Annotated in this window: 4 protein-coding genes; all 4 read right to left on the reverse strand. The window is 57.4% G+C overall.

Annotated elements, in window-relative coordinates; translation table 11 throughout:
* Positions 1–173 precede the first annotated feature (173 nt).
* A complete protein-coding gene (locus tag MKY98_RS22575; RefSeq protein WP_069012670.1) occupies positions 174–1,907 on the reverse strand; it encodes an ABC transporter ATP-binding protein in 1,734 nt (577 codons plus the stop codon).
* Positions 1,904–3,730, reverse strand: coding sequence for an ABC transporter ATP-binding protein (locus MKY98_RS22580; RefSeq protein WP_069012669.1), 1,827 nt, complete (start codon positions 3,728–3,730; stop codon positions 1,904–1,906). Before MKY98_RS22580 ends, MKY98_RS22575 begins: the two co-directional genes overlap by 4 nt.
* On the reverse strand, positions 3,720–7,028 hold the full coding sequence (locus MKY98_RS22585) for a non-ribosomal peptide synthetase (protein ID WP_208332594.1): 3,309 nt from the start codon (positions 7,026–7,028) through the stop codon (positions 3,720–3,722). The genes MKY98_RS22580 and MKY98_RS22585 overlap by 11 nt, the downstream gene beginning before the upstream one ends.
* A gap of 154 nt (positions 7,029–7,182) precedes the next feature.
* A complete protein-coding gene (locus MKY98_RS22590) occupies positions 7,183–22,134 on the reverse strand; it encodes an amino acid adenylation domain-containing protein (protein ID WP_341011246.1) in 14,952 nt (4,983 codons plus the stop codon).
* Positions 22,135–22,384: the final 250 nt, after the last annotated feature.

Genomic DNA, 22,384 nt, shown 5'->3' on the forward strand with positions numbered 1-22,384 from the left:
CTTAGTCACTCTTAGAAGAACCGCGCAGGCCATTCCCGGAACGGCTCCATCGGACTCTTCCTCATTTTTCGTGTCTACGTTTTCTGGTAACTACCGGTTATAAAGTCATACCTTGGATTACTAAAAGACTCTGTCGCATTCGCGAGCAAGAAGCCGCCCGCCGTAAAGCGGATCTAGCCGTACAGCCGGGCGTAAAAACCTCCGAGCGCCAGCAGGTCCTGATGGCGGCCCCGCTCGACGACCGTCCCTTGGTTCATGACGGTAATCAAATCCGCATGTTCCACGGTGCTGAGACGGTGGGCGATCAGAATGGTGGTGCGCCCTTTCATCAATACGTTCAGGGCCTGCTGTACCCAATGCTGGGATTCGTTATCCAGCGCGGAAGTCGCTTCGTCCAGCAGCAGAATCGGGGCGTTTTTGAGAATCGCCCGGGCGATCGCAATTCGCTGCCTTTGTCCGCCCGACAACGACGCTCCTCTCTCTCCCACCGGCGTTTTATACTGTTCAGGAAGTTCCTGAACGAAATGGTGAGCGTACGCCGCTTTGGCCGCTTCGATCACTTCTTCATCCGTTGCATCCGGGTTGCCGTAGCGGATGTTTTCCTCAATCGTGCCGGTAAACAAGAACGGCTCCTGCGGAACGTATGCAATCTGCCTGCGGATTTCGTCCAGCGTGTAATGGCCGAACGGTTTGCCTTGGAGCAGGATTTCTCCGCTGTCCACAGGATAAAAGCCGAGCAGCAGCTTGATCAGCGTACTTTTGCCGCTGCCGCTGGCCCCCACGATAGCGGCGACCTGGCCGGGAAACACCTGCATGGAGATGTCGACAAGCACCTTTTTGTCCGCCTGATAGGAAAATTCCACATCGCGAAACTCCACCGCAGCCTCCGACACGAGCTCGCTGTGAGGAGATCCCAAACGCTCCGGTTCCTCTTCCTCTCTTAGTACCTCTTGAATCCGATGAGCGCCCGCGAGCGAATTTTGGGTCATCGACAGAACCATCCCCAAGTTCAACAAGGCGTGCGTCAGATTCACTTGCAGAACCGCCAGGGCGGCGACGCTTCCCATTCCCATCAGTCCGTAGGCATAAAGAAGACTGCCGATGACGATGATGCCGCAGAACGTGACGTAGCTGATAAAATGATTCACCGCAGCCTGCATGCCGTTCTTCTGCGCGGTTTGCCGAAGCGTCTGCGTCATTTGTTCGTTCAACGCCTCGTACTGGCCGTAAATCGTGCGGATGCGGAACAGCTTCACAATTTGAATGCCGCCCATAAAATCTTTGAATTTTTCGGTCATTTTACCGAGCGTTTGCAAGCCTTGTTCGGACAAGGCGCGAATATCCCGCGCAAATTTCAGACTGACCACGGAGGACAGCAGCAGAATGACGAAGGATACGCCGGCAAACCGCCAATCGATCAACACCATGGAGACAATGGAGCCGATGCAAAAGACAACTTGAAGCAGCAAAACGAAGTAAACCTGCGAGAATGTAAACTCAACGGTCGTTACGTCGTTGTTCACCCGCGACAGCAAGTCCCCATGGTGCGTCTGCTCCAGGAATCTCGGCCGCACCCGGCACAGCTTGTCATAAAGACGTTCGCGGATATTCAGCACAGTCAGCTCGACACTGCGCTGGTTTAAGTAAATGAACCAGGGAGAAATCACATTTTCCAGGAACAAGGCCGCGCCCAAAATAATAAAGGCTTCCACCATCAGGGACGTATCTCGGGACACGGCGAAATCAACCAAGTTATGTACGACCAAGCTGAAGGCGATCAGGAACAATGTCTGGGTGAGCGCCGTCACGGCCAAGCCAATGGCGTACTGGGTTTTGCGCTTGCGGTTCATAAACATCAGCAAGTAGCCGAGTTCTTTCACTTGCGAGAGCCATCCGCCCTTTTTCATGTGTACGCCACCTCCCTGCGTTCGGCAGACTCAGTAAATTCCTGATAGTACGACTGGGCGTACAGTCCCTTCATCTTCAACAATTGTTCATGAGTGCCCTTTTCAACAATACTCCCCTGTTCCATGACCCAAATTTCGTCGGCGTTTTGTACTGTAGAAAGCCGGTGGGCAATAACCATCGTCGTTCTCTGCTTCATCAATACGCCCAGCGCTTCCTGAACCGCGCTTTCCGACTCCGGATCAAGAGCCGACGTTGGCTCGTCCAGCAGCAGAACGGGAGCATCCTTCAGAAAAGCCCGGGCCATTGCAATGCGCTGGCGCTGTCCGCCGGACAAAAAGCCTCCTCGCTCTCCAACATATGTCTGGTAGCCGTCGGGAAGCTGCATAATGAAGGAATGCGCCTGAGCGGCTTTGGCGGCTTCGATAATCTCGTCCATCGACGCTACTTCCCGCCCGTAGCCGATATTTTCAGCGATCGTGCCGCTAAACAAATATGAATCCTGGGTTACCACGGAAAAATGCGACCGAAGCTGCTCCGGATCAGCGCCGTGGATCAGGCTGCCAAACACGCGGATCTCGCCCTGGTCCTCCGGAAGCGGATAAAAGCCGTATACAAGCTTAAACACCGTGCTCTTCCCTCCGCCGCTCGCTCCGACAAGCGCGATCGTCTTCCCTTCCGGCACCGAGAAGCTAACATTCCGCAGAATCGGGGAGCTCTCCTCATACCCGAAGGTTACGTTCTGAAACTCGATGGGGGCGGCGCTCGCTTTCGGAAGCGAACGGCCATTTTCCGTTTCGGTCGGCTGCTCGACGATTTCGGAGACCCTTCTCAGGGCACCGGTCATTTCGAACGTCCGCGTGATGAGCTCGGGAATATGCTCCAGCGGTTCCAGACACAGATTCAGCAAGTACAGGAAGGCGATCAGCTCTCCCGCGCCTAGCTGCCCTTTGTAGATCAAATAGCTTCCGTAACTGACGGCGAAAATGATCGGGCTGATCATCAGCGTGGAAAGCAGCGGGTTGACCCAGGCTTCCCGCTTTTTCACGGCCAGCTTTTTTTGGGCCGTCAATTGCAGCAGCACTTGGTAGGAGCGAGATAACATGCCGGATAGCAGGTAGCTTTTTACAATAGGCATACCCCCAAGCGTATCCTGGAGGTTGACGTTCATTCGGCCCATGTTCGCCTGGGCTTCCTCCGTCAACCGCTCCAACTGCTTGCCGATCCATTGGGAAACCAGCAGCGCTACGGGAAATAACAGCAGGCTGTACAGCATCAGCTCCCATTGGAGGTAGATCAAATAACCGAAACAGCCGATGAACAACAGCGGATGATAAAACCACTGGGCGAGGTCCCGAATCATAAACTGCTGGATGAGCTGCAGGTCGTTGTTGATCCGCGACAATACGTCGCCGGAGTGCTGCTTTTCCAAATAGGAGACCGGGAGTTTACCGATATGACGCATGACATGGTTGCGGATATCCTGCACCGCAGAGGCGCTGCTTCGCTCCACGCCGAAGCTCATGAAAAACTTCGCCGGCACACCGATCAAGATGACCACAAAGACCGCGTACACGATTTGCAGAACGATTGGCCCCGCCCCCTTCTCGGCCTGGGTGGTCAGCTGCTCGATCAAACTTCCCGTCCATATCTCAATAACGGCGGCGGCAATCGCAGACAAGACACCGACGATCATCCAGCCTTTGTGACGGCTTACATAGGACATCAACCAGCGGAACGCTTTCCAGGCGGCATAAGCGGTTTGGGACTTGGAAGGCGCCGCTGTGCCTTGTTCTAGAGCAGACGGCTGGCGGTCAGCTTCCATGCAGTACCCCGGCCTCCGCTTCGATCTGCCGCTTGACTTGCTCTAAGATGTCCCGGATGACGACGGCCGTTTCTTCCACGCGCGCGAGTTCCAGCAATTCCTCGTGCGCACCCTCCAGCCGGTAATCGGCGTAAGCTTGCGTCGTTGCCCCCCGCCAGGAAGGCAATTGGTGCTTCAGGCGGAACGCTTCGCTGTCCTTCGCAATCAGTTCGTAAATCCGGGCCGGGATCGTGCCGGAATTAATAAGCTGCGCTTCGTACGCCAAGGTCGCTTTGACCTTCCGATGAACCCGCTCCCGCACGAGCGGGTTGCTCATTAATTCCTTCTCTTCTTCGTCGAAATCGGCAAGCATTTCTTCAAGCTCTTTCTCCGACGTTTCGGAAGACGTCAGCGTGTCCTTAATCCACGAGTCCACCATGAGCACGTCCGTTACGGAATAGCCTCTTTTCTCCATCGTTTTGGCTACCTCGAACGTCAGGTTGCCTCCAAAGCAGTAGCCGAGCAGCACGTAAGGTCCTTCCGGCTGGATGCGGACGATCTCGTCCACATAACGGTTCAGCATGGCCTCGTAATCGACGGCATCGTCGATAAAATCAATGCCGTAGAGCACGAACCCGCCGTCGAGCCTGCTTGCAAGCTCTCGATAACCGATGCCAAAGCCGCTGCCCGGAGGGAAGCAGAACACGTTCAGATCTCCTGCTTTATTCAGCTTAATGAAGGAGTCTCCTCCTTTATCCAGGCCCTGATCCCCCTCTCCGAAAGCCATGGCTTCAACTGTTACATTATGGAATTGGCGGTTCAGCGGTATCTCAATGCCCGTTTCATCGTAAACGGCTTGAACGAGCCTCATCAGACTTAACGAATTGCCACCCAACTCAAAAAAGTTATCCTTTACGCCGACCTGCGGAACGCCAAGCGTATCCTGCCAGACGCGGGCGATCTTCATTTCGAGCAGCGTTCTCGGCGCGACATATTCCGTTCCTCCGTCCGCGGCTTCCTCCGGCGCGGGCAGCGCTTTGCGGTCGATTTTCCCGTTCGGGGTCAGCGGCATCCGCGAAAGCTGCACGAGGTACGAAGGAATCATATAACCCGGAAGCTGCTTGGCGAGCTCCTCTTTGAGTTCATTCGCCGCCAGCCTCGTTTCTGCGACGTAATAAGCGACAAGTTGCTTATGGCCGTTCGCGTCGTCGCAGTCGAGCACCTTGGCTTCTTGCACGGCGGCGATCTTCAGCAGCTGCGTCTCGATTTCGTCCAGCTCGATCCGGTACCCGCGGATTTTCACCTGGTGGTCGATCCGGCCCAGGTATTCGATGTTGCCGTCCGGCAGCCAAGCCGCCAAGTCACCCGAGCGGTACAGTTTCTCCCCCTCCGCAAACGGGGAATCGACGAACTTCTCCGCCGTCAGATCCGGACGGTTCAGGTATCCTCTCGCAAGGCCTTCCCCGGCCACGTACATTTCGCCCGCTACGCCAATCGGCACAGGGCGGCGGTTTTCATCAAGGATGTACACCCTCAGCGTCGGGATCGGCTTGCCGATATTGCTCTTCGCCGCCTCCATTTCGACCCACGTGATTTCCTTATACGTCACGTGAACCGTCGTCTCGGTAATGCCGTACATATTGATCAGCTTCGTCTCCGGGTACTTCGCCTTGAAGCCCTTGAGCAGCAGCGGACTCAGCGCTTCGCCCCCAAAGATGACGTTGCGAATCCGCAGATCGTACGGATGGTCCGCCAAGACCTTACGCAGCAGCTGATAGAAGTACGTTGGTGTCTGGTTCAAAATCGTGACCTGTTCGCGGCTCAGCAGCGCCAGGAAATCGGCCGGATTTTTCGCCGTGAGCGGCGGTACGATGACCAGCTTGCCTCCGTTCAGCAGCGCTCCGTACATTTCCCAGACAGAGAAATCGAAGCAGAACGAGTGGAACAGCGTCCACGTGTCGGACGGCCCGAAGTCGAACAGGTTCTTGTCGTTGAACAGGAGACGCACGACGTTCTTATGTTCGATCAGCGTTCCTTTCGGTCTGCCGGTCGTTCCCGACGTGTAGATGACATATGCCAGGTTGCCCGGCCCGGAAATTGGCTCCAGGTTCGAAGCGTCCAGCGCATCGGCGGAGTCCGCCCCTCTGTCGCCCCAAACGAAATCGTCCAATTCGAGGCGCGTTCCTGCGAAGTCGGTCTTCTCATGCAGATGCTTCTGAATCAGCAATAACGGCGCGCCCGAATCCTCGATCATGAAGCGGATGCGATCCTCCGGGTAGTCGGGATCGACAGGCACGTAGGCTCCGCCCGCTTTGAGAATCGCCAGAATGCCGACAACCATATCGAGCGAGCGTTCGGCCAGAATCGCTACCAGCTGATCCGCTTCTACTCCCGTCTTTCGCAGCTTCCGCGCAAGGCGGTTGGATCGCTCGTTCAGCTCGCGGTAGGTCAGCTGCCGCTCGTTCATGACGGCGGCCACGTTGTCCGGGTAAAGCTCCGCCTGTTCTTCGAACAAGCCGTAAATCGTTTTCCCCCGCTCGAACCCGGTTTCGGTGTCATTAAATCGCTTCAGCAGCGTCTCCCTCTCGTCTGGGGACAGCACATCGGCTTGTCCGAGCTCCAGATCCGGCTGAAATAAAAGCACGGACAGCAGCCGAACAAGATGGTCGGCCGCCTGGTCCACAAATGCCCGCTCGTACCGCTGCCCGTCAAAGCTTATTTCCAGCTCAATGGAGTGGTTTTGAAGGTCGAAGCGAAAAACTGTATCGGCCGCCACCCGGTTACCCAGCGGTTCCGGATGAATCGGGGCGAAGGATGCGACGGTGTTGACGACCGGGAGGCCGTCCCCCGTATAGTCCAGATGGAGCGGCTCCACCATTTTCCGAAAAGGCAGGTGCTGATGCTCCAGCGCCTCGCCGATGGAAGCTTTGATGCCCCCGAGCAGCGTTTTCAGCGTAGTCTGGCGGCTTACGGACGTCTTGATCACCAAGATGTCATGCGGCGGCGGAGTCCCGTCGGGGTCTGCGCTATAAGAAGGCATGCCGACCAGCACTTGGTCCCGCCCGGTATATTTGAACAGCAGGCTTTTTACTCCTGCCAAAACAATCATGTACAAAGCCAAATCCGAACCGTTGGCGAGGCAAATGATTCTCTCCGAGAGTTCGCTCGGCAGAGTACGGTGAAGCAAACCCGGCTCGGCCACAGCTTCCCCGTCGGCGTATAATTTGGAGGATTGACTGTAGGGAAGGAAGCTCAGGCTGTCATCGGCGTCAAACTTGCCGCTCCAGTACCGTTCTTCCTTTTCAAACAAAGATTTCATTTGTACCTCCCCTAAAAATGAAGTGACCGCATGCCCCGGCGCAGGTCCGAAAAAGCATGCTTTCGGCCTGCGCGTTTACGGGCTTGGACGTTGTTCGCCGTCTTCCTTGGGATGCGCGCCGCTTTCGCTTGACGGCGGAGGCGCGCTTGTAGGATTAGAACGCGAATTCGATCGTATCGACGGCACTCTTTGCGCCTGCCGCCGGTTTATGACATTCAATCCGGCTTAACTCGAGTTGTGGATTTTCCGCAATTTGAGACAGTACCCGCAGGTAATCCTCGGTCAAGGTGCGGATCATCGCTTCTTTGAACAGCTTGGTGGCGTAGAAGAAGCCCCCGCTCAGCGCCCCGTTGTTTTCATACATAAACAGCGTCAGATCGAACTTCGCTTCTTCCAAATGGTCAAGCTCGTAAGTCTTCAGGCTGACCCCTTCCAGCTCGGCGTCTCGTTCTTCGATATTTTGCAAGTCGAAAACGGCATCGAACAGCGGGAAGCGGCCCGGCTCCCGCTTCACATTCAAACGCTCCACCAGATCCTCGAATGGATAATCCTGGTTCTCGAAAGCACCCAAAGCCGTTTCCTTCACTTCTTCCAGGTAGGACAAGAACGTTTTGTCGCCCGACGGACGATTGCGGATCGCCAGCGTATTGACAAACATCCCGATGACCGGTTCCAAATCGGCGTTCGTTCTTCCCGCCACCGGGGTACCCACGACCAAGTCCTCCTGCCCGCTGTACTTGGACAGCAGCACGGTATAAGCCGCAAGCAGCACCATGAACAGCGTGCTTTCACGCTCGGCCGCCAATTCGCGCAGCCGCGCAGAGAGAGAAGCTTCGACGTCGAACTCCAGATGCGCGCCTTCGTAGCTGCGAGCCGCAGACCGTTCGTAGTCCATCGGCAGGTCCGCCGTCGGCAACTCGCCTTCGAAGGTTTGCAGCCAGTACGCTTCCTGCCGCCCAATCCGCTCTCGGTGGGCCTTCGACTGCTGCCAAACGGCATAATCCTTGTATTGAATGCGCAGTGGCGGCAGTTCTTCCCCGGCGTAGAAACTCGAGAACTCATCGATCACAATCGCCATCGATACGCCGTCGGACACCATATGGTGCATGTCGAAAAGGAGAATATGCAGGTTCGGCTCCAGCTCGATGACCCCGGCGCGCAGCAGCGGCGGCTTGCCGAGATCAAACGGACGAACGAAGCTGCGGACGATCTGCTCGATTTGAGCCGCATCCTCTTTATCCGCTTGATGATGCTCGATAGCAAAATCGACCTGCGGGTAAATCCGCTGAACCGCTTCGGCCTTCACGATTTCAAAACCGGTGCGCAGCGATTCATGCCGTGTTATCAATTTCCGCAAGGCGGCTTCCAACCGGTCTAAGTCAAACTCGCCTTCCACCTGCACCAGCTCCGGCATGTTGTAAAGCTGATCCGCTCCATCCAGCGTGTGCTGAATGAACAGCCGTTTCTGCGCGGAGGACAGAGGGTAGTACTCTCTCTCCTCCGCTTGAGGAATGGCCTCATGCTCCCGCCGTTCCATCCGGGCGATCGCCTCGGCCATCGCCGCAATCGTCGAGTGACGGAATACGTCGCGCAGCGGCAGGTTGACGTTTAATTCCTTAAATACCTTGCCCGCCAGCGTCGTCGCCCGCAGGGAGTGGCCGCCGATGTCGAAGAAGTTGTCGTGAACGCCAATCTCCTTCGCAAGCCCCAGCACCTCCTGCCAAATCGCCGCCAGCTTCGTTTCCAGCTCATTGCGCGGTGCGATGTACTCCGTTCCGCTTCCCGCTTCCCCTTCCGGCGCCGGTAGCGCCTTCCGGTCAATCTTTCCGTTCGGCGTCAGAGGCAGGCGCTCCATCTCCACGAAGTACGACGGGATCATGTACCCCGGCAGCTCCTGCGCCAGCGCGCCGCGCAGATCGTTCACTGCCAGCTCCGCTCCGGTATCCGGTGTGTAATACGCGCATAGCGCCTTCTGCCCGTTCGCGTCACTTCGAACCAGCACCACCGCTTCGCGCACGCCTTCCACCCGCAGCAGCTGCGACTCGATCTCGCCCGTCTCGATCCGGTACCCCCGAATTTTCGCCTGGTTGTCGATCCGGCCGATGAAGTCCACGTTGCCGTCTTCCATCCACCGCGCCAAGTCTCCCGTGCGGTACAACCGCTCGCCCGCGGCGAACGGGCTGTCTACGAACTTCTCTTCTGTCAGCCCCGGACGGTTCAAGTACCCGCGAGCTACCCCGACTCCGCCGATAACCAGCTCGCCCAGCACCCCGACCGGCACCGGATTCAGGTGCGCATCCACGATGTAGAATTTCGCATTCAGCCACGCTCTGCCGATCGGCACATGGCCTGTCTGCGGCAGCTTCGTCAGCGGCTCGTCGTAGAAACTTGAGTCGATCGCCGCTTCCGTCACGCCGTATGCGTTGATGATCCGGAACAACGAGCCGAAGCGTTCCTGCAAGGTCCGGTAATCCGCCACGCTGCAGCTGTCCGAGCTCGTGATCAACAGCTCCATCCAGCTCATATCCAGCCGCTGCTCGTGCACGTACTCCAGGAACGGCACGATCAGCGCCGGCGTCGATTCGAAGATCGTCACTTGCTGCTGGCTGATCCAGTAGTGCAGACGAGACGGATCGATCCGGTCGTCCTTCGGCACAATCACCATCGTGCCTCCGTTGTACAGCGCCCGCGCGATATCTCCCACGAACACGTCGAACGAGAAGCTTGCGAGCTGCAGCAGCCGCACCGGGAACTGATCCAACCGGTATTCCCGCCGGTAGCCCGCCGCCGTGTTCACCAGGCTGCGGTGCTCGATCATCACGCCCTTCGGCTTGCCCGTCGTTCCCGACGTATAGATCACGTACGCCAGATCCTCCGGACGGGCTTCATGGAAGCTGTCGGTGCCAACATTCTGATGGCTCTCATCGCCGTCGTCCACAGTATCCGTCAGCTTGCCGGAGACTATGCCCGAGCCAATCGGCGCATTCGCCCGCTCCTCGCTGTACGACGCTTCGTCGTCCAGGTACAGCACCGCCGCCAGCGCCAGCTCCTCTTCGTCAAGCCAGGCTTCAGCACGCTCTCGCAGCGCCGTTTGCGTCAGCAGCACCTTCGCTCCGCTGTCTTCGAGCATGAACCGCACGCGCTCCGCCGGATAATCCGGGTCGAGCGGCACATACGCCCCGCCCGCTTTCCAGACGGCCAGCACGGCCACCAGCAAGTCCACCGAACGCTCGGCGAGAATGCCGACGATCGTCTCCCGGCCGATGCCGCTTGCGCGCAGCGTAGCCGCCAAGCGGTTCGCCCGCTCGTTCAGCTCCGCATACGTCAGCCGGTCGTTCTCGTACACGACGGCCGCCTCTTCCGGCGTGCGCTCCGCCTGTTCCTCAAACAGCCGGTGGAACGCGGCCGCAGGAGCCGCTTCCGGCTGCGCCGGGTTGAACGCGCCGATAATTTGTTCTTTTTCCTCTGCCGTCAGCAAGTCCAGCTCGGCAATCTTCGCATCTGGACGGCTTACGATCGTTTCGAGCAGCTGCTCGTAATGTTTCGCCAGCCGTTCGATCGTCTCCCTTTTGTAGAGAGCCGTCGCATATTCGAAGCTGTAATCCAAGCCGCCGTTCTCCTCGCCCACATCCAAGCTGATATCAAACTTCGCGGTATCTAATACGCTCGGATAAGGAATCAGGCGAAGCCCTTCCAGCTCAAATTCCTCGTTTTCCGTATTCTGCATCGTAAACAGCGTGTCGAAGAGCGGATTGCGGCTTAAATCACGGGTGACTTGCACCTTGTCCACCAATTCTTCGAACGGATAGTTTTGATGCTCGAAGGCATGGAGGGTCGTTTCTTTGACTTCGTTCAGGTATGACAGGAATGTCTTTTCCGAAGCCGGATAACTGCGGATAGCTAGCGTGTTTAAGAAAATCCCGATCAACGGCTGCACATCTCCATGATTCCTTCCGGCAATCGGCGTACCGACGATCACGTCTTCCTGACCTGAATATTTATGCAGAAGGACGTTATACGCCGCAAGCAGCACCATAAACAGCGTCGTGCCCGTTTCCGAGGCCAGCTGCTTCAGGCCGTCGGTTTTCGAAGCGTCGAAGGAAAACTCCAGCGTTTGGCCTTCGTAGCTCTGCACGGCCGGACGCGGATAGTCGGCCGGCATTTCCAGCACCGGCAGCTCGCCTTGGAACATGTCCAGCCAGTACGCCTCCTGACGCTGAAGCCGTTCTTTCTGCTCCTGCGAATGCTGCCAAACGGTGTAGTCTTTGTACTGAATGCGCAGAGGCTCCAATTGCTCGCCGCCGTACAAGCGGACGAATTCTTCAACAAAGATTTCCATCGAGACGCCATCGGAAATAATATGATGCATGTCGTACATTAGAATATGACGTTCCGGAGCCAGCTCGACAAGGCCTACCCTCAGCAGCGGAGGCTTCGCCAAGTCAAACGGACGGACGAAACGGCGAACCATCTCTTCGGCCTCTTGCTCATCCACTCGATAGAACTCCACGGCAAAATTCACGTCCTGGTAAATCCGCTGCGATGCTTCGCCATCCACCATTTCGAACCCGGTGCGCAGCGTTTCATGCCGCGCCACGAGCTTACGGAACGCTTCTTCGAACCTTGCCCGGTCCAAAGCCCCCTCCAGCAGCATCGCTTCCGGCATGTTGTAGCTAAGCTCCGCGCCTTCCAGTTGATTCAGGATAAAGAGACGTTTTTGAGCAAAAGATTGCGGGTACACCTCTCGGTCATCCGCCACCGGAATGGCAACGAATGTCTGCTCATCCAGCCGGGAAATGGCGGCGGCCATGCTCTCAATGGTGGAATGGCGGAACACGTCGCGCAGCGGCAGATCCACGCTCAATTCTTTATGAATCTTGCTGACCAGCGTCGTCGCCCGCAGGGAGTGACCACCGATGTCGAAGAAGTTGTCGTGAACGCCAATCTCCTTCGCAAGCCCCAGCACCTCCTGCCAAATCGCCGCCAGCTTTGTTTCCAGCTCATTGCGCGGTGCGACGTACTCCGTTCCGCTTCCCGCTTCCCCTTCCGGCGCCGGCAGCGCCTTCCGGTCAATTTTTCCGTTCGGCGTCAGAGGCAGGCGCTCCATCTCCACGAAGTACGACGGGATCATGTAGCCCGGCAGCTCCTGCGCCAGCGCGCCGCGCAGATCGTTCACTGCCAGCTCCGCTCCGGTATCCGGTGTGTAATACGCGCATAGCGCCTTCTGCCCGTTCGCGTCACTTCGAACCAGCACCACCGCTTCGCGCACGCCTTCCACCCGCAGCAGCTGCGACTCGATCTCGCCCGTCTCGATCCGGTACCCCCGAATTTTCGCCTGGTTGTCGATCCGGCCGATGAAGTCCACGTTGCCGTCCTCCATCCACCGCGCCAAGTCTCCCGTGCGGTACAACCGCTCGCCCGCGGCGAACGGGCTGTCTACGAACTTCTCTTCTGTCAGCCCCGGACGGTTCAAGTACCCGCGCGCCACTCCGACTCCGCCGATAACCAGCTCGCCCAGCACCCCGACCGGCACCGGATTCAGGTGCGCATCCATGATGTAGAATTTCGCATTCAGCCACGCTCTGCCGATCGGCACATGGCCTGTCTGCGGCAGCTTCGTCAGCGGCTCGTCGTAGAAACTTGAGTCGATCGCCGCTTCCGTCACGCCGTATGCGTTGATGATCCGGAACAACGAGCCGAAGCGTTCCTGCAAGGTCCGGTAATCCGCCACGCTGCAGCTGTCCGAGCTCGTGATCAACAGCTCCATCCAGCTCATATCCAGCTGCTGCTCGTGCACGTACTCCAGGAACGGCACGATCAGCGCCGGCGTCGATTCGAAGATGGTGACCCGTTCCCGCTCCATCCAGTGGTGCAGACGAGACGGATCGATCCGGTCGTCCTTCGGCACAATCACCATCGTGCCTCCGTTGTACAGCGTCCGCGCGATATCTCCCACGAACACGTCGAACGAGAAGCTTGCGAGCTGCAGCAGCCGCACCGGGAACTGATCCAACCGGTATTCCCGCCGGTAGCCCGCCGCCGTGTTCACCAGGCTGCGGTGCTCGATCATCACGCCCTTCGGCTTGCCCGTCGTTCCCGACGTATAGATCACGTACGCCAGATCCTCCGGACGGGCTTCATGGAAGCTGTCGGCATTCGTCCGCTCCTCGCTGTACGACGCTTCGTCGTCCAGGTACAGCACCGCCGCCAGCGCCAGCTCCTCTTCGCCGAGCCAAGCTTCAGCACGCTCTCGCAGCGGCGTTTGCGTCAGCAGCACCTTCGCTCCGCTGTCTTCAAGCATGAACCGCACGCGCTCCGCCGGATAATCCGGGTCGAGTGGCACATACGCCCCGCCCGCTTTCCAGACGGCCAGCACGGCCACCAGCAAGTCCACCGAACGCTCGGCCAGAATGCCGACGATCGTCTCCCGGCCGATGCCGTTTGCGCGCAGCGTAGCCGCCAAGCGATTCGCCCGCTCGTTCAGCTCCGCATACGTCAGCCGGTCGTTCTCGTACACGACGGCCGCCGCTTCCGGTGTGCGCTCCGCCTGTTCCTCGAACAGCCGATGGAACGCCGCCACAGGAGCCGCTTCCGGCTGCGCCGGGTTGAACGCGCCGAGAATTTGCTCTTTTTCCTCTGCCGTCAACAAGTTCAGCTCGGCAATCTTCGCATCCGGACGGCTTACGATCGCCGCAAGCAAATGTCCGAAATGAGTCGACAGCCGCCGGATCGTGCTTTCTTTATAAAGAGCCGTTGCGAATTCAAAGCTGCACTCCAGGCCGCCGTTTTCTTCCGTAACATCCACACTCAGGTCGAACTTGGCCGTGCCGTATTCGCTAGGGTACGGGGACAATTTCAGCCCTTCCAGCCCAAACTCTTTGTCCTCCAAGTTTTGCAGGGAGAACATCGTGTCAAACAGCGGGTTGCGGCTCAAATCCCGGCTGACCTGCACTTTATCGACGAGCTCTTCGAACGGATAATTCTGATGCTCGTAAGCGCCTAAGGTCGTTTCTTTCACTTCTTCCAGATACGACAGGAAGGTCTTCTCCGAAGCCGGATAATTGCGGAGCGCCAGCGTATTAACGAACATTCCGATCAAAGGTTGCGTGTCTCCGTGCGTTCTGCCCGCAATCGACGTTCCGACGATCAAATCGTCCTGACCTGTGTATTTATGCAAAAGCACGGTATATGCCGCAAGCAGCACCATATACAGCGTCGTTCCTCTTTGAGCCGCCAGTTGCTTTAAGCCTTCGTTCGTTGCCTCGTCCACGAAGGACGTCAGCGTTTGTCCCTCAAAGCTCTGCACGGCAGGACGCGGATAGTCCGTCGGCATTTCCAGAACCGGCAGCTCGCCCCGGTAACGGTCCAGCCAGTAAGCTTCCTCGCGTTTCAACTGCACTTTTTGCTCGTCCGACTGCTGCCATACCGCATAGTCCTTGTATTGAATGCGCAAAGGCTCTAATGACTCGCCACCGTACAGACGAACGAGTTCCTCGACTAACACGTCCATCGAAACCCCGTCGGAGACGATATGGTGCATGTCGAACATCAGCAAATAACGTTCGGCTGCCAGCTCTACAAGCTCCGCCCGCAGCAACGGAGGCTTCGCCAAGTCGAAAGGCCGGATGAAGGCCTGCACGACTTCAGGCGCTTCTTCCTCGCTCGCATGACGGTACTCGACAGCAAAGTCGACGCTCTCGTAAATGCGCTGTATTGCTTCGCCTTGTACGATCTCAAAGCCGGTTCGCAGCGTTTCGTGCCGTGCGATCAGTCCCCGGAAAGCCTTCTCCAGCAGGCTCCGGTCAATCGATCCTTCCAGCAGCAGCACGCCCGGCATGTTGTAGCTCTGATCGGCCCCTTCCAGCTGATTCAGGATAAACAGCCGCTTCTGAGCCGAGGAAAGCGGATAATATGCTCTTGCGCCTGCCCGCGGAATCGACGAGAACAATTGCTTTCCGATCCGGGAGATGGCAAGAGTCATCTCTTCGATTGTCGAGTAGCGGAATACGTCGCGCAACGGAAGTTCGACGTTCATTTCCTTCTGAATCTTGCTGACAAGGTTCGTCACCCGCAAGGAGTGGCCTCCAAGCTCGAAGAAATTGTCCAGGACTCCAATGCCGGAGTAGCCCAGTACTTCCTCCCAGATCTTCACAAGCTGGGACTCCGTCCGGTTACGCGGCGCTACGTATTCGACGCCCGTTTGTATGCCGCCTTGCGGCTCCGGTAGCGCTTTGCGGTCCACTTTGCCGTTGGTCGTCAGCGGCATGCGCTCCAGCTGCACGAAGTACGACGGGATCATGTACCCCGGCATTACCTGGGCCAGCGAGGTTCTCATTTCGCTGACCGTCAGCGTTCGGTCCGCCACAAAGTAGGCGACAAGCGCCTTCTCGCCCTCGCCGTCCTGACGGGCGAGCACCACCGCTTCTTCCACGCCCTCGACGTTCAGCAGCTGCGTCTCGATTTCGTCCAGCTCGATCCGGTACCCGCGGATCTTCACCTGATGATCGATCCGGCCCAGGTATTCGATGTTGCCGTCCGGTAGCCAAGCCGCCAAGTCACCCGAGCGGTACAGTTTCTCCCCCTCCGCAAACGGGGAATCGACGAACTTCTCCGCCGTCAGATCCGGACGGTTCAGGTATCCTCTCGCAAGGCCTTCCCCGGCCACGTACATTTCGCCCGCTACGCCGATCGGCACAGGGCGGCGGTTTTCATCCAGGACGTACACCTTCAGCGTCGGGATCGGCTTGCCGATATTACTCTTCGCCGCCTCCATTTCGACCCACGTTATTTCCTTATATGTAACGTGAACAGTCGTCTCGGTAATGCCGTACATATTGATCAGCTTCGTCTCCGGGTACTTCGTCTTGAAGCCCTTGAGCTGCAGCGGACTCAGCGCTTCGCCCCCGAAGATGACGTTGCGAATCCGCAGATCGTACGGATGGTCCGCCAAGACCTCACGCAGTAGCTGGTAGAAGTACGTTGGCGTCTGGTTCAAAATCGTGACCTGTTCGCGGCCCAGCAGCGCCAGGAAATCGGCTGGACTTTTCGCCGTCAGCGGCGGTACGATGACCAGCTTGCCTCCGTACAGCAGCGCTCCGTACATTTCCCAGACGGAGAAATCGAAGCAGAACGAGTGGAACAGCGTCCACGTGTCGGACGGCCCGAAGTCGAACAGGTTCTTGTCGTTGAACAGGAGCCGCACGACGTTCTTATGCTCGATCAGCGTTCCTTTCGGTCTGCCGGTCGTTCCTGACGTGTAGATGACATATGCCAGGTTGCCCGGCCCGGAAATTGGCTCCAGGTTCGAAGCGTCCAACGCACCTTCGGAGTCCGCCCCTCTGTCGCCCCAAACGAAATCGTCCAATTCGAGGCGCGTTCCTGCGAAGTCGGTTTTCTCGTGCAGATGCTTTTGAATCAGCAATAACGGCGCGCCCGAATCCTCGATCATGAAGCGGATGCGCTCCTCCGGGTAGTCCGGATCGACAGGCACGTAGGCTCCGCCCGCTTTGAGAATCGCCAGAATGCCGACGACCATATCGAGCGAGCGTTCGGCCAGAATCGCTACCAGTTGGTCCGCTTCTACTCCCGTCTCCCGCAGCTTCCGCGCAAGGCGGTTGGATCGCTCGTTCAGCTCGCGGTAAGCCAGCTGTCGCTCGTTCATGACGGCGGCCACGTTGTCCGGGTAAAGCTCCGCCTGTTCTTCGAACAATTGAACGAGCGTCTTCTCGCGCGGAAATTCCGTGGTGGTGTCGTTAAAACGTCCGAGAAGGTCGGCCTTTTCCGCCTCCGTCACAAGTTCCAGCTCGCCCACTGTAATTTCCGGGTTATCCGTCACCTGCTCCAGCAGATGGACGAGATGCCCCTTGAGCCGCTCGATGCTGTCTTTATCGAACACTTCGGCGTTAAAGTCGAACCGAATTTCGATCTCGACTCCCGGCACCACGGTCACGTTGAAGTTATAGTTCGTCTGCTCCTCCATCTGAACGTCAGCGATCGTCAGGTCGCCGTGCTGCTGGTCGCCCGCCTGCTCCATCTGCTCGTCCACCGGATAGTTCTCGAAAGCGATGATATGGTTGATCAGGTTCTGCTTTTGCACGCTGCGGGCTTGAATTTCATACAACGGATAGTAATCATAACGCCCGGACTCCAGCGCCCACTCTTGGAGCTTCGCCATCAGGTTGGCGAACACGGTGTCCGCTTCGCTCGTGACGCGGACCGGCACCGTATTGATGAATAGCCCGATCATGGACTCGATACCCGGGATTTCCGCCGGTCTTCCGGCCACGACGCTGCCGAATACGGCATCGTTTGTTCCGTTATATTTTTGCAGCATAACGCCCCAAGCGGCTTGCAGCAGCGTATTGACCGTAACCAGGCGCTGTTTCGCCACCCGGTCCATCCGCTCGCTCAAGTCCTTGCCCAGCTCGGCGGTGACGTGATCAGCCGTAAATCTGCCGTTCGGCGCCGGTTCCTTTTGTCCCGGGAGTACGGTTTGCCCTTCATAACCTGCCAGGAATGCCGTCCAATAGCCGGATGCCGCCTGATCGTCCTGTTTCTCCAACCATTCGATGTAAGCGCCATAATCCGATCCCTTATCTCCCGCTGGCTGCTTGCCGGATGCCAAGGCCGAGTACGTCTCAAACAGCTCCTGCGTCAGCTGCGGCAGGCACCAGCCGTCCATCAAAATATGCTGGAAACTCCACAGCACATGATAGCTTTGCTCTTCGGTGCGCAGGATCGTAACCCGAACGAGCGCGTCATGTTCCATGTCGAAGCCGCGAAGTTTGTCATCCTCGGCCTTTTTATCCAAATACGCTTGTTTCTCGTCCGCCTGCAAATGAAGCAGCTCTTCATATTCAAAGCCGACCGGCTTGTCGCGGTATATGATTTGCAGCGGCTCGCCCGCCGGTCCTTGCACAAAATTCGCCCGCAGCACCAAATGACGTTTCGCAAGTTCCGTCCAGCTCCTCTCGAAAAGCTGGACGTCGAGTACTCCCCTCATCGTAAATCGCGTCTGCTCGAAGTAAGCGGCCGTTTGCCGGTCAAGCGCGCTGTGGAACCACATGCCCTTCTGCATCGGCGTAAGCGAGTAAATATTTTCGATTTCCCCGAGATGGCCCGAGCGCTGGGCGATTTGCTTTAGTTCGGCGATGGTCAAGCCTTTAAATTGCACGTCGCTAGGCGTCAATTCGGTATTTTCTTTGCCTGCGCAGTGGATAATGAGCTCTCGTAGACTTTGCTCAAGCCGCTGAGCGAAGGCTTCCATCGTTACCTTGTGATACTGCTTCCGGCTGTAGCTAAGATCAAGCGATAAAGTGCCGTCCAGCACCATGCCGTTGATATCCAGCACAAAGCTGCGGGCCTGCCGGTCGCTGGCCGGGCTGCCGCTGGAATAAGAAGATATACCGATCTCGTCCTGGTTGACATCATCGTCGAACTGGCCGAGGTAATTAAAATTAATTTCCGGCTCTGCGCCCCAAACAAAGCCATCCTCCGATTTGGAGAGATAGCGGCATATGCCGTACCCAAGTCCTTTGTTCGGAATGCGGCGCAAACTTTCCTTGACCTGTTTAATCTGATAGGCCAAATCCCGGTCGGTTTCCGGCTCTAGGACGACCGGAAACTTGGTCGTAAACCAGCCGACTGTGCGCGTGATGTCGATATCCGTTCCGATCGATTCGCGTCCGTGTCCTTCGAGATTGATCCGCACCCGTTCGTGTCCCGTCCACTTGCGAACGGCTATGCCGAGCGCCGTTACCAAAATATCGTTCATTTCGGTGTTGTAGGCCCGGTGAACCCGCTTCAGCAGCAGCTCCGTTTCTTCGGGAGTCAAACGCACGAACAGCGATTCGCTGTCCTGCTGCGTCGTAACGTCCGCCTCCAGATCCTTCGGCACGGCCGGAACCGCAATTTGTTCCACGGCCTGCCAATAGGCCCGTTCCTTCGCCATCTCCGCGCTTTGCGCGTAAGCGGCCAGCTGCTCGGACCAAGTGCGGTACGCATCCGTTTTGGCCGGGAAACGAATTTCCTCGCTTTTGCCGGCCTGCTCGTAACCCAGAGCGAAATCCTCCATCAAAATGCGCCAAGACACGCCGTCCACCACGGCATGATGAACCGCAAGCAGCAAATGATCGTCGTCCGCGCACCGGAACAGTCCCGCCTTCACGAGGGGCCCGTTCTCCAGATCGATGCCCGCTTGAATGTCCGTTGCCTTCGCTTCCACAGCCTGCGCGGTATTCTCCGCATCCTTGAAGTCGAACACGTCCAGCGTGAACAGCCCGCCTTCCTGAATCGCGCGGGTCCGCGCGCTAAACCCTTGTTCCGTCTTGCGGAACACCATCCGCAAGGCGTCATGATGCTCGGCCAGCTTTTGCAGCACCTGACGCACCGTCTCTTCGTCGAAGCGTTCCTTCCGGTACAGCATCACCGACTGGTTGAAATGATGCGGGTCCGCAAAGGAGCTCTCGAAAAACCAATGCTGAATCGGCGTCAGCGCCATTTCACCCGTTATTTCGCCTTGATCGATGGTACGTCCGATCGGTTTCACATGCAGGCTGAGCTGTGAGATAGTCGGATATTTGAACAAATCCCGGATTTCCAGCTTGTACCCGGCTTGATGAAGCCGCGAAGATACTTGAATGGACTTGATCGAGTCTCCGCCCAGCTCGAAGAAATGATCCGTTACCCCAACGCGATCGGCGTTCAATACCGCCTGCCACACATCGGCAAGCGTCCGCTCCGCTTCATTGCGGGGAGCTACGTACGCGCCGCCGGTCAGTGCGTTTCCTTCCGGGGCGGGCAAAGCCTTGCGGTCGATTTTGTCGTTCGGCGTGAGCGGCATCCGCGGAAGCTGAACAAAATGCGCCGGAATCATGTAATTCGGCAATTTTTGCGCCAGCTCGCTTCTCAGCTCGCCGAGCGTAAGCGGGCGGCCCGCGACCAGGTAAGCGCACAGTTCTTGCCCGCTTTTGCCTTCCCGTGCGATTACGATCGTCTCCTGCACGGAGTCGATCTTCAGAAGCTGCTCTTCAATCTCGCCGATCTCGATCCGGAATCCACGGATTTTCACCTGATGGTCAATCCGGCCCAAGTACTCAATATTTCCGTCCGGCAGCCAGCGGGCCAAGTCGCCCGTCCGGTACAGTCTCTCTCCGGGCTCAAACGGGTGTTCGATGAATTTCTCCGCCGTCAGATCCGGCCGGTTCCAATATCCCCGGGCGAGGCCGACGCCTGCGATGCATAATTCTCCCTCCACTCCGATAGGCGCTAGCTGATTCTGTGCGCCCAGTATATACAAGCGATGGTTCCAGATCGGACGTCCGATCGGTATCGCTCTGCGTTCGGTGTCATACGTAGACGCCGCCCACACGGATGTGGCGATCGAGGCTTCCGTCGGACCGTACGCGTTATAGTACTGTACCTTGTCTTTCCACTGCTGCACGAATTCGGCTGAAACGGCGGAGCCCGCCGTGATGAGCCTGCTCAGACTCGGCAGGCGGTCTGAATTCAAATAAGCCGCATAAGTTGGCGGCAAAGTGGCGATCGTAATTGCATGCTCGTTCATGAAACGTTCGAACAGCTGATCATCCAAAACCGTCTCGGTTGACGGTATATATAAGGTCGCCCCGAAATACAGGGCGTTGAACATCTCCCAGCACGACGCATCGAACGATAGGCTGGCGAATTGCAGCACTCGATCCTGTTCGGTCGTGTGAAGCGTATGGGCAAACGTCAGTTTCAAGCTGACCAGCCCGCGATGCTCCAGCATGACCCCTTTGGGTTTGCCCGTCGTACCTGATGTATAGATGACATAAGCCAGATCGTTCGGACCGCTGGCCGGCTCCAGGTTCGAGCCATCGTCGCTGTAGGCCTGCTCGTCATCCAGCGCCACCACGGTCCCTTCGAACGGCACCTGCAGCAGCAGCTCCCTTTGAGTCAGCAGCAACTGCGCGTTCGAGTTCTCCAGAATGTAGCGGATGCGTTCTTCCGGGTATTCCGGGTCGATCGGCACGTAGGCACCGCCAGCTTTCAGAACCGCCAGAATGCCAACGACCGTCTCCAGCGATCTCCTGGCCATCAAGCCTACCAGCTGATTGGGCAGCACCCCGACCGATCGCAGCGTCCGCGCCAGCCGGTTCGCCCGTTCATTCAGCTCCGCGTACGAAAGCCGCCGCCCCTCAAAGACAACCGCCGTCGCTTCGGGCACCCGCTTCGCCTGCTCCTCCACGAGCTGATGAATCGTCCGATCACGGGGATAGTCCTTCTCGGTATCGTTAAAGCTTTGCAGCAATTGAAATTTCTCGTCCTCCGACAGCATGTCCGCCCGCACGATGTCCAGCTCCAACTCGTGAAGCCCCACGGCCAGCAGGCGATTCAGATGGCCGACGACCCGAGTCATGAACTCGGAGTCATATAAGTGCTCGTTATATGACAGCGCTAGCTGTATCGTCCCGCCGGTTAAGCTGAATTCAAAGGAACAATCCGTGACCACGTTTTGCCCGATTTCGTCCAGATGCAGCTCCTTAAGAGATACTAGCGTATGGATGACGGGTATCCCGTCTGCATATTGCAGGTCCAGCTTCTCCGCCATTTTCAAGAACGGAATATGTTGGTGCTGAATCGCTTCAGGCAAGGAAGTCCTCAGCTCGCTCAGAAGCGTTTTAAAAGTCGCACCCACCGAAAGCGAGTTTTTCAAAATGACCGTATGATTAACGGATCGGCGCGTCTCCGTCGGTTTCCGTACAACCGGCATGCCGACCAGAATGTCAGAAGCGCCTGTATATTTATGCAAGAGCGACTGAACACCGGCGAGCAAAATCATAAAAGTGGCCAGCGGAGCGCCCTTGCTCATTTGAAGGACGCGCTGCGCCACTTCCTCTGAAAGCGAACCGCCGACGGTTGTCATAATGGGCGCCAGGGAGCTTGGAGCCTTGCTGTAAGGCAGACGCGTCAAGGTATAATCGTCGCTACCGAATTTTTCGTTCCAAAACAACGTTTCTTTTTCAAAAGCCATCTGGATCGTTCCCCTTTCTTCATCGGCAAAAGCAATCCGGCGGAGCATATGCCGCAGCAACGCTCCAGCCTCGCTCCCCGCCTTTTCAAACATGTGACAACAATGTCAATGGCTCTCGCCAAGTCACCGCTTCGCTTGCCCGGTTGATCGCATGCGGCAATCCTCTGCCTAGCAGCTGTCCCGCTCGGCTCCCATGCGTGAAAGACAACAAAGAGCATCGTTCTATGCAAGAGATGCGGCTGCTACCGGCTCCTCTGCTTCAATATGCTTGCTGCGGACGAGCCGCCCGAAGACGGGCTTTGGTTTAACATTGGGTTCGGAATTGGATTTGGGGGTGGACAAG

The sequence above is a fragment of the Paenibacillus sp. FSL M8-0228 genome, assembly GCF_038007385.1.
Taxonomy (GTDB): Bacteria; Bacillota; Bacilli; order Paenibacillales; family Paenibacillaceae; genus Paenibacillus; species Paenibacillus polymyxa_D.

Coding starts and splice junctions, on each gene's coding strand:
- MKY98_RS22575 (WP_069012670.1), bottom strand. CDS start 1,907: ATGAAAAAGGGCGGATGGCTCTCGCAAGTGAAAGAACTCGGCTACTTG.
- MKY98_RS22580 (WP_069012669.1), bottom strand. CDS start 3,730: ATGGAAGCTGACCGCCAGCCGTCTGCTCTAGAACAAGGCACAGCGGCG.
- MKY98_RS22585 (WP_208332594.1), bottom strand. CDS start 7,028: ATGAAATCTTTGTTTGAAAAGGAAGAACGGTACTGGAGCGGCAAGTTT.
- MKY98_RS22590 (WP_341011246.1), bottom strand. CDS start 22,134: ATGTTTGAAAAGGCGGGGAGCGAGGCTGGAGCGTTGCTGCGGCATATG.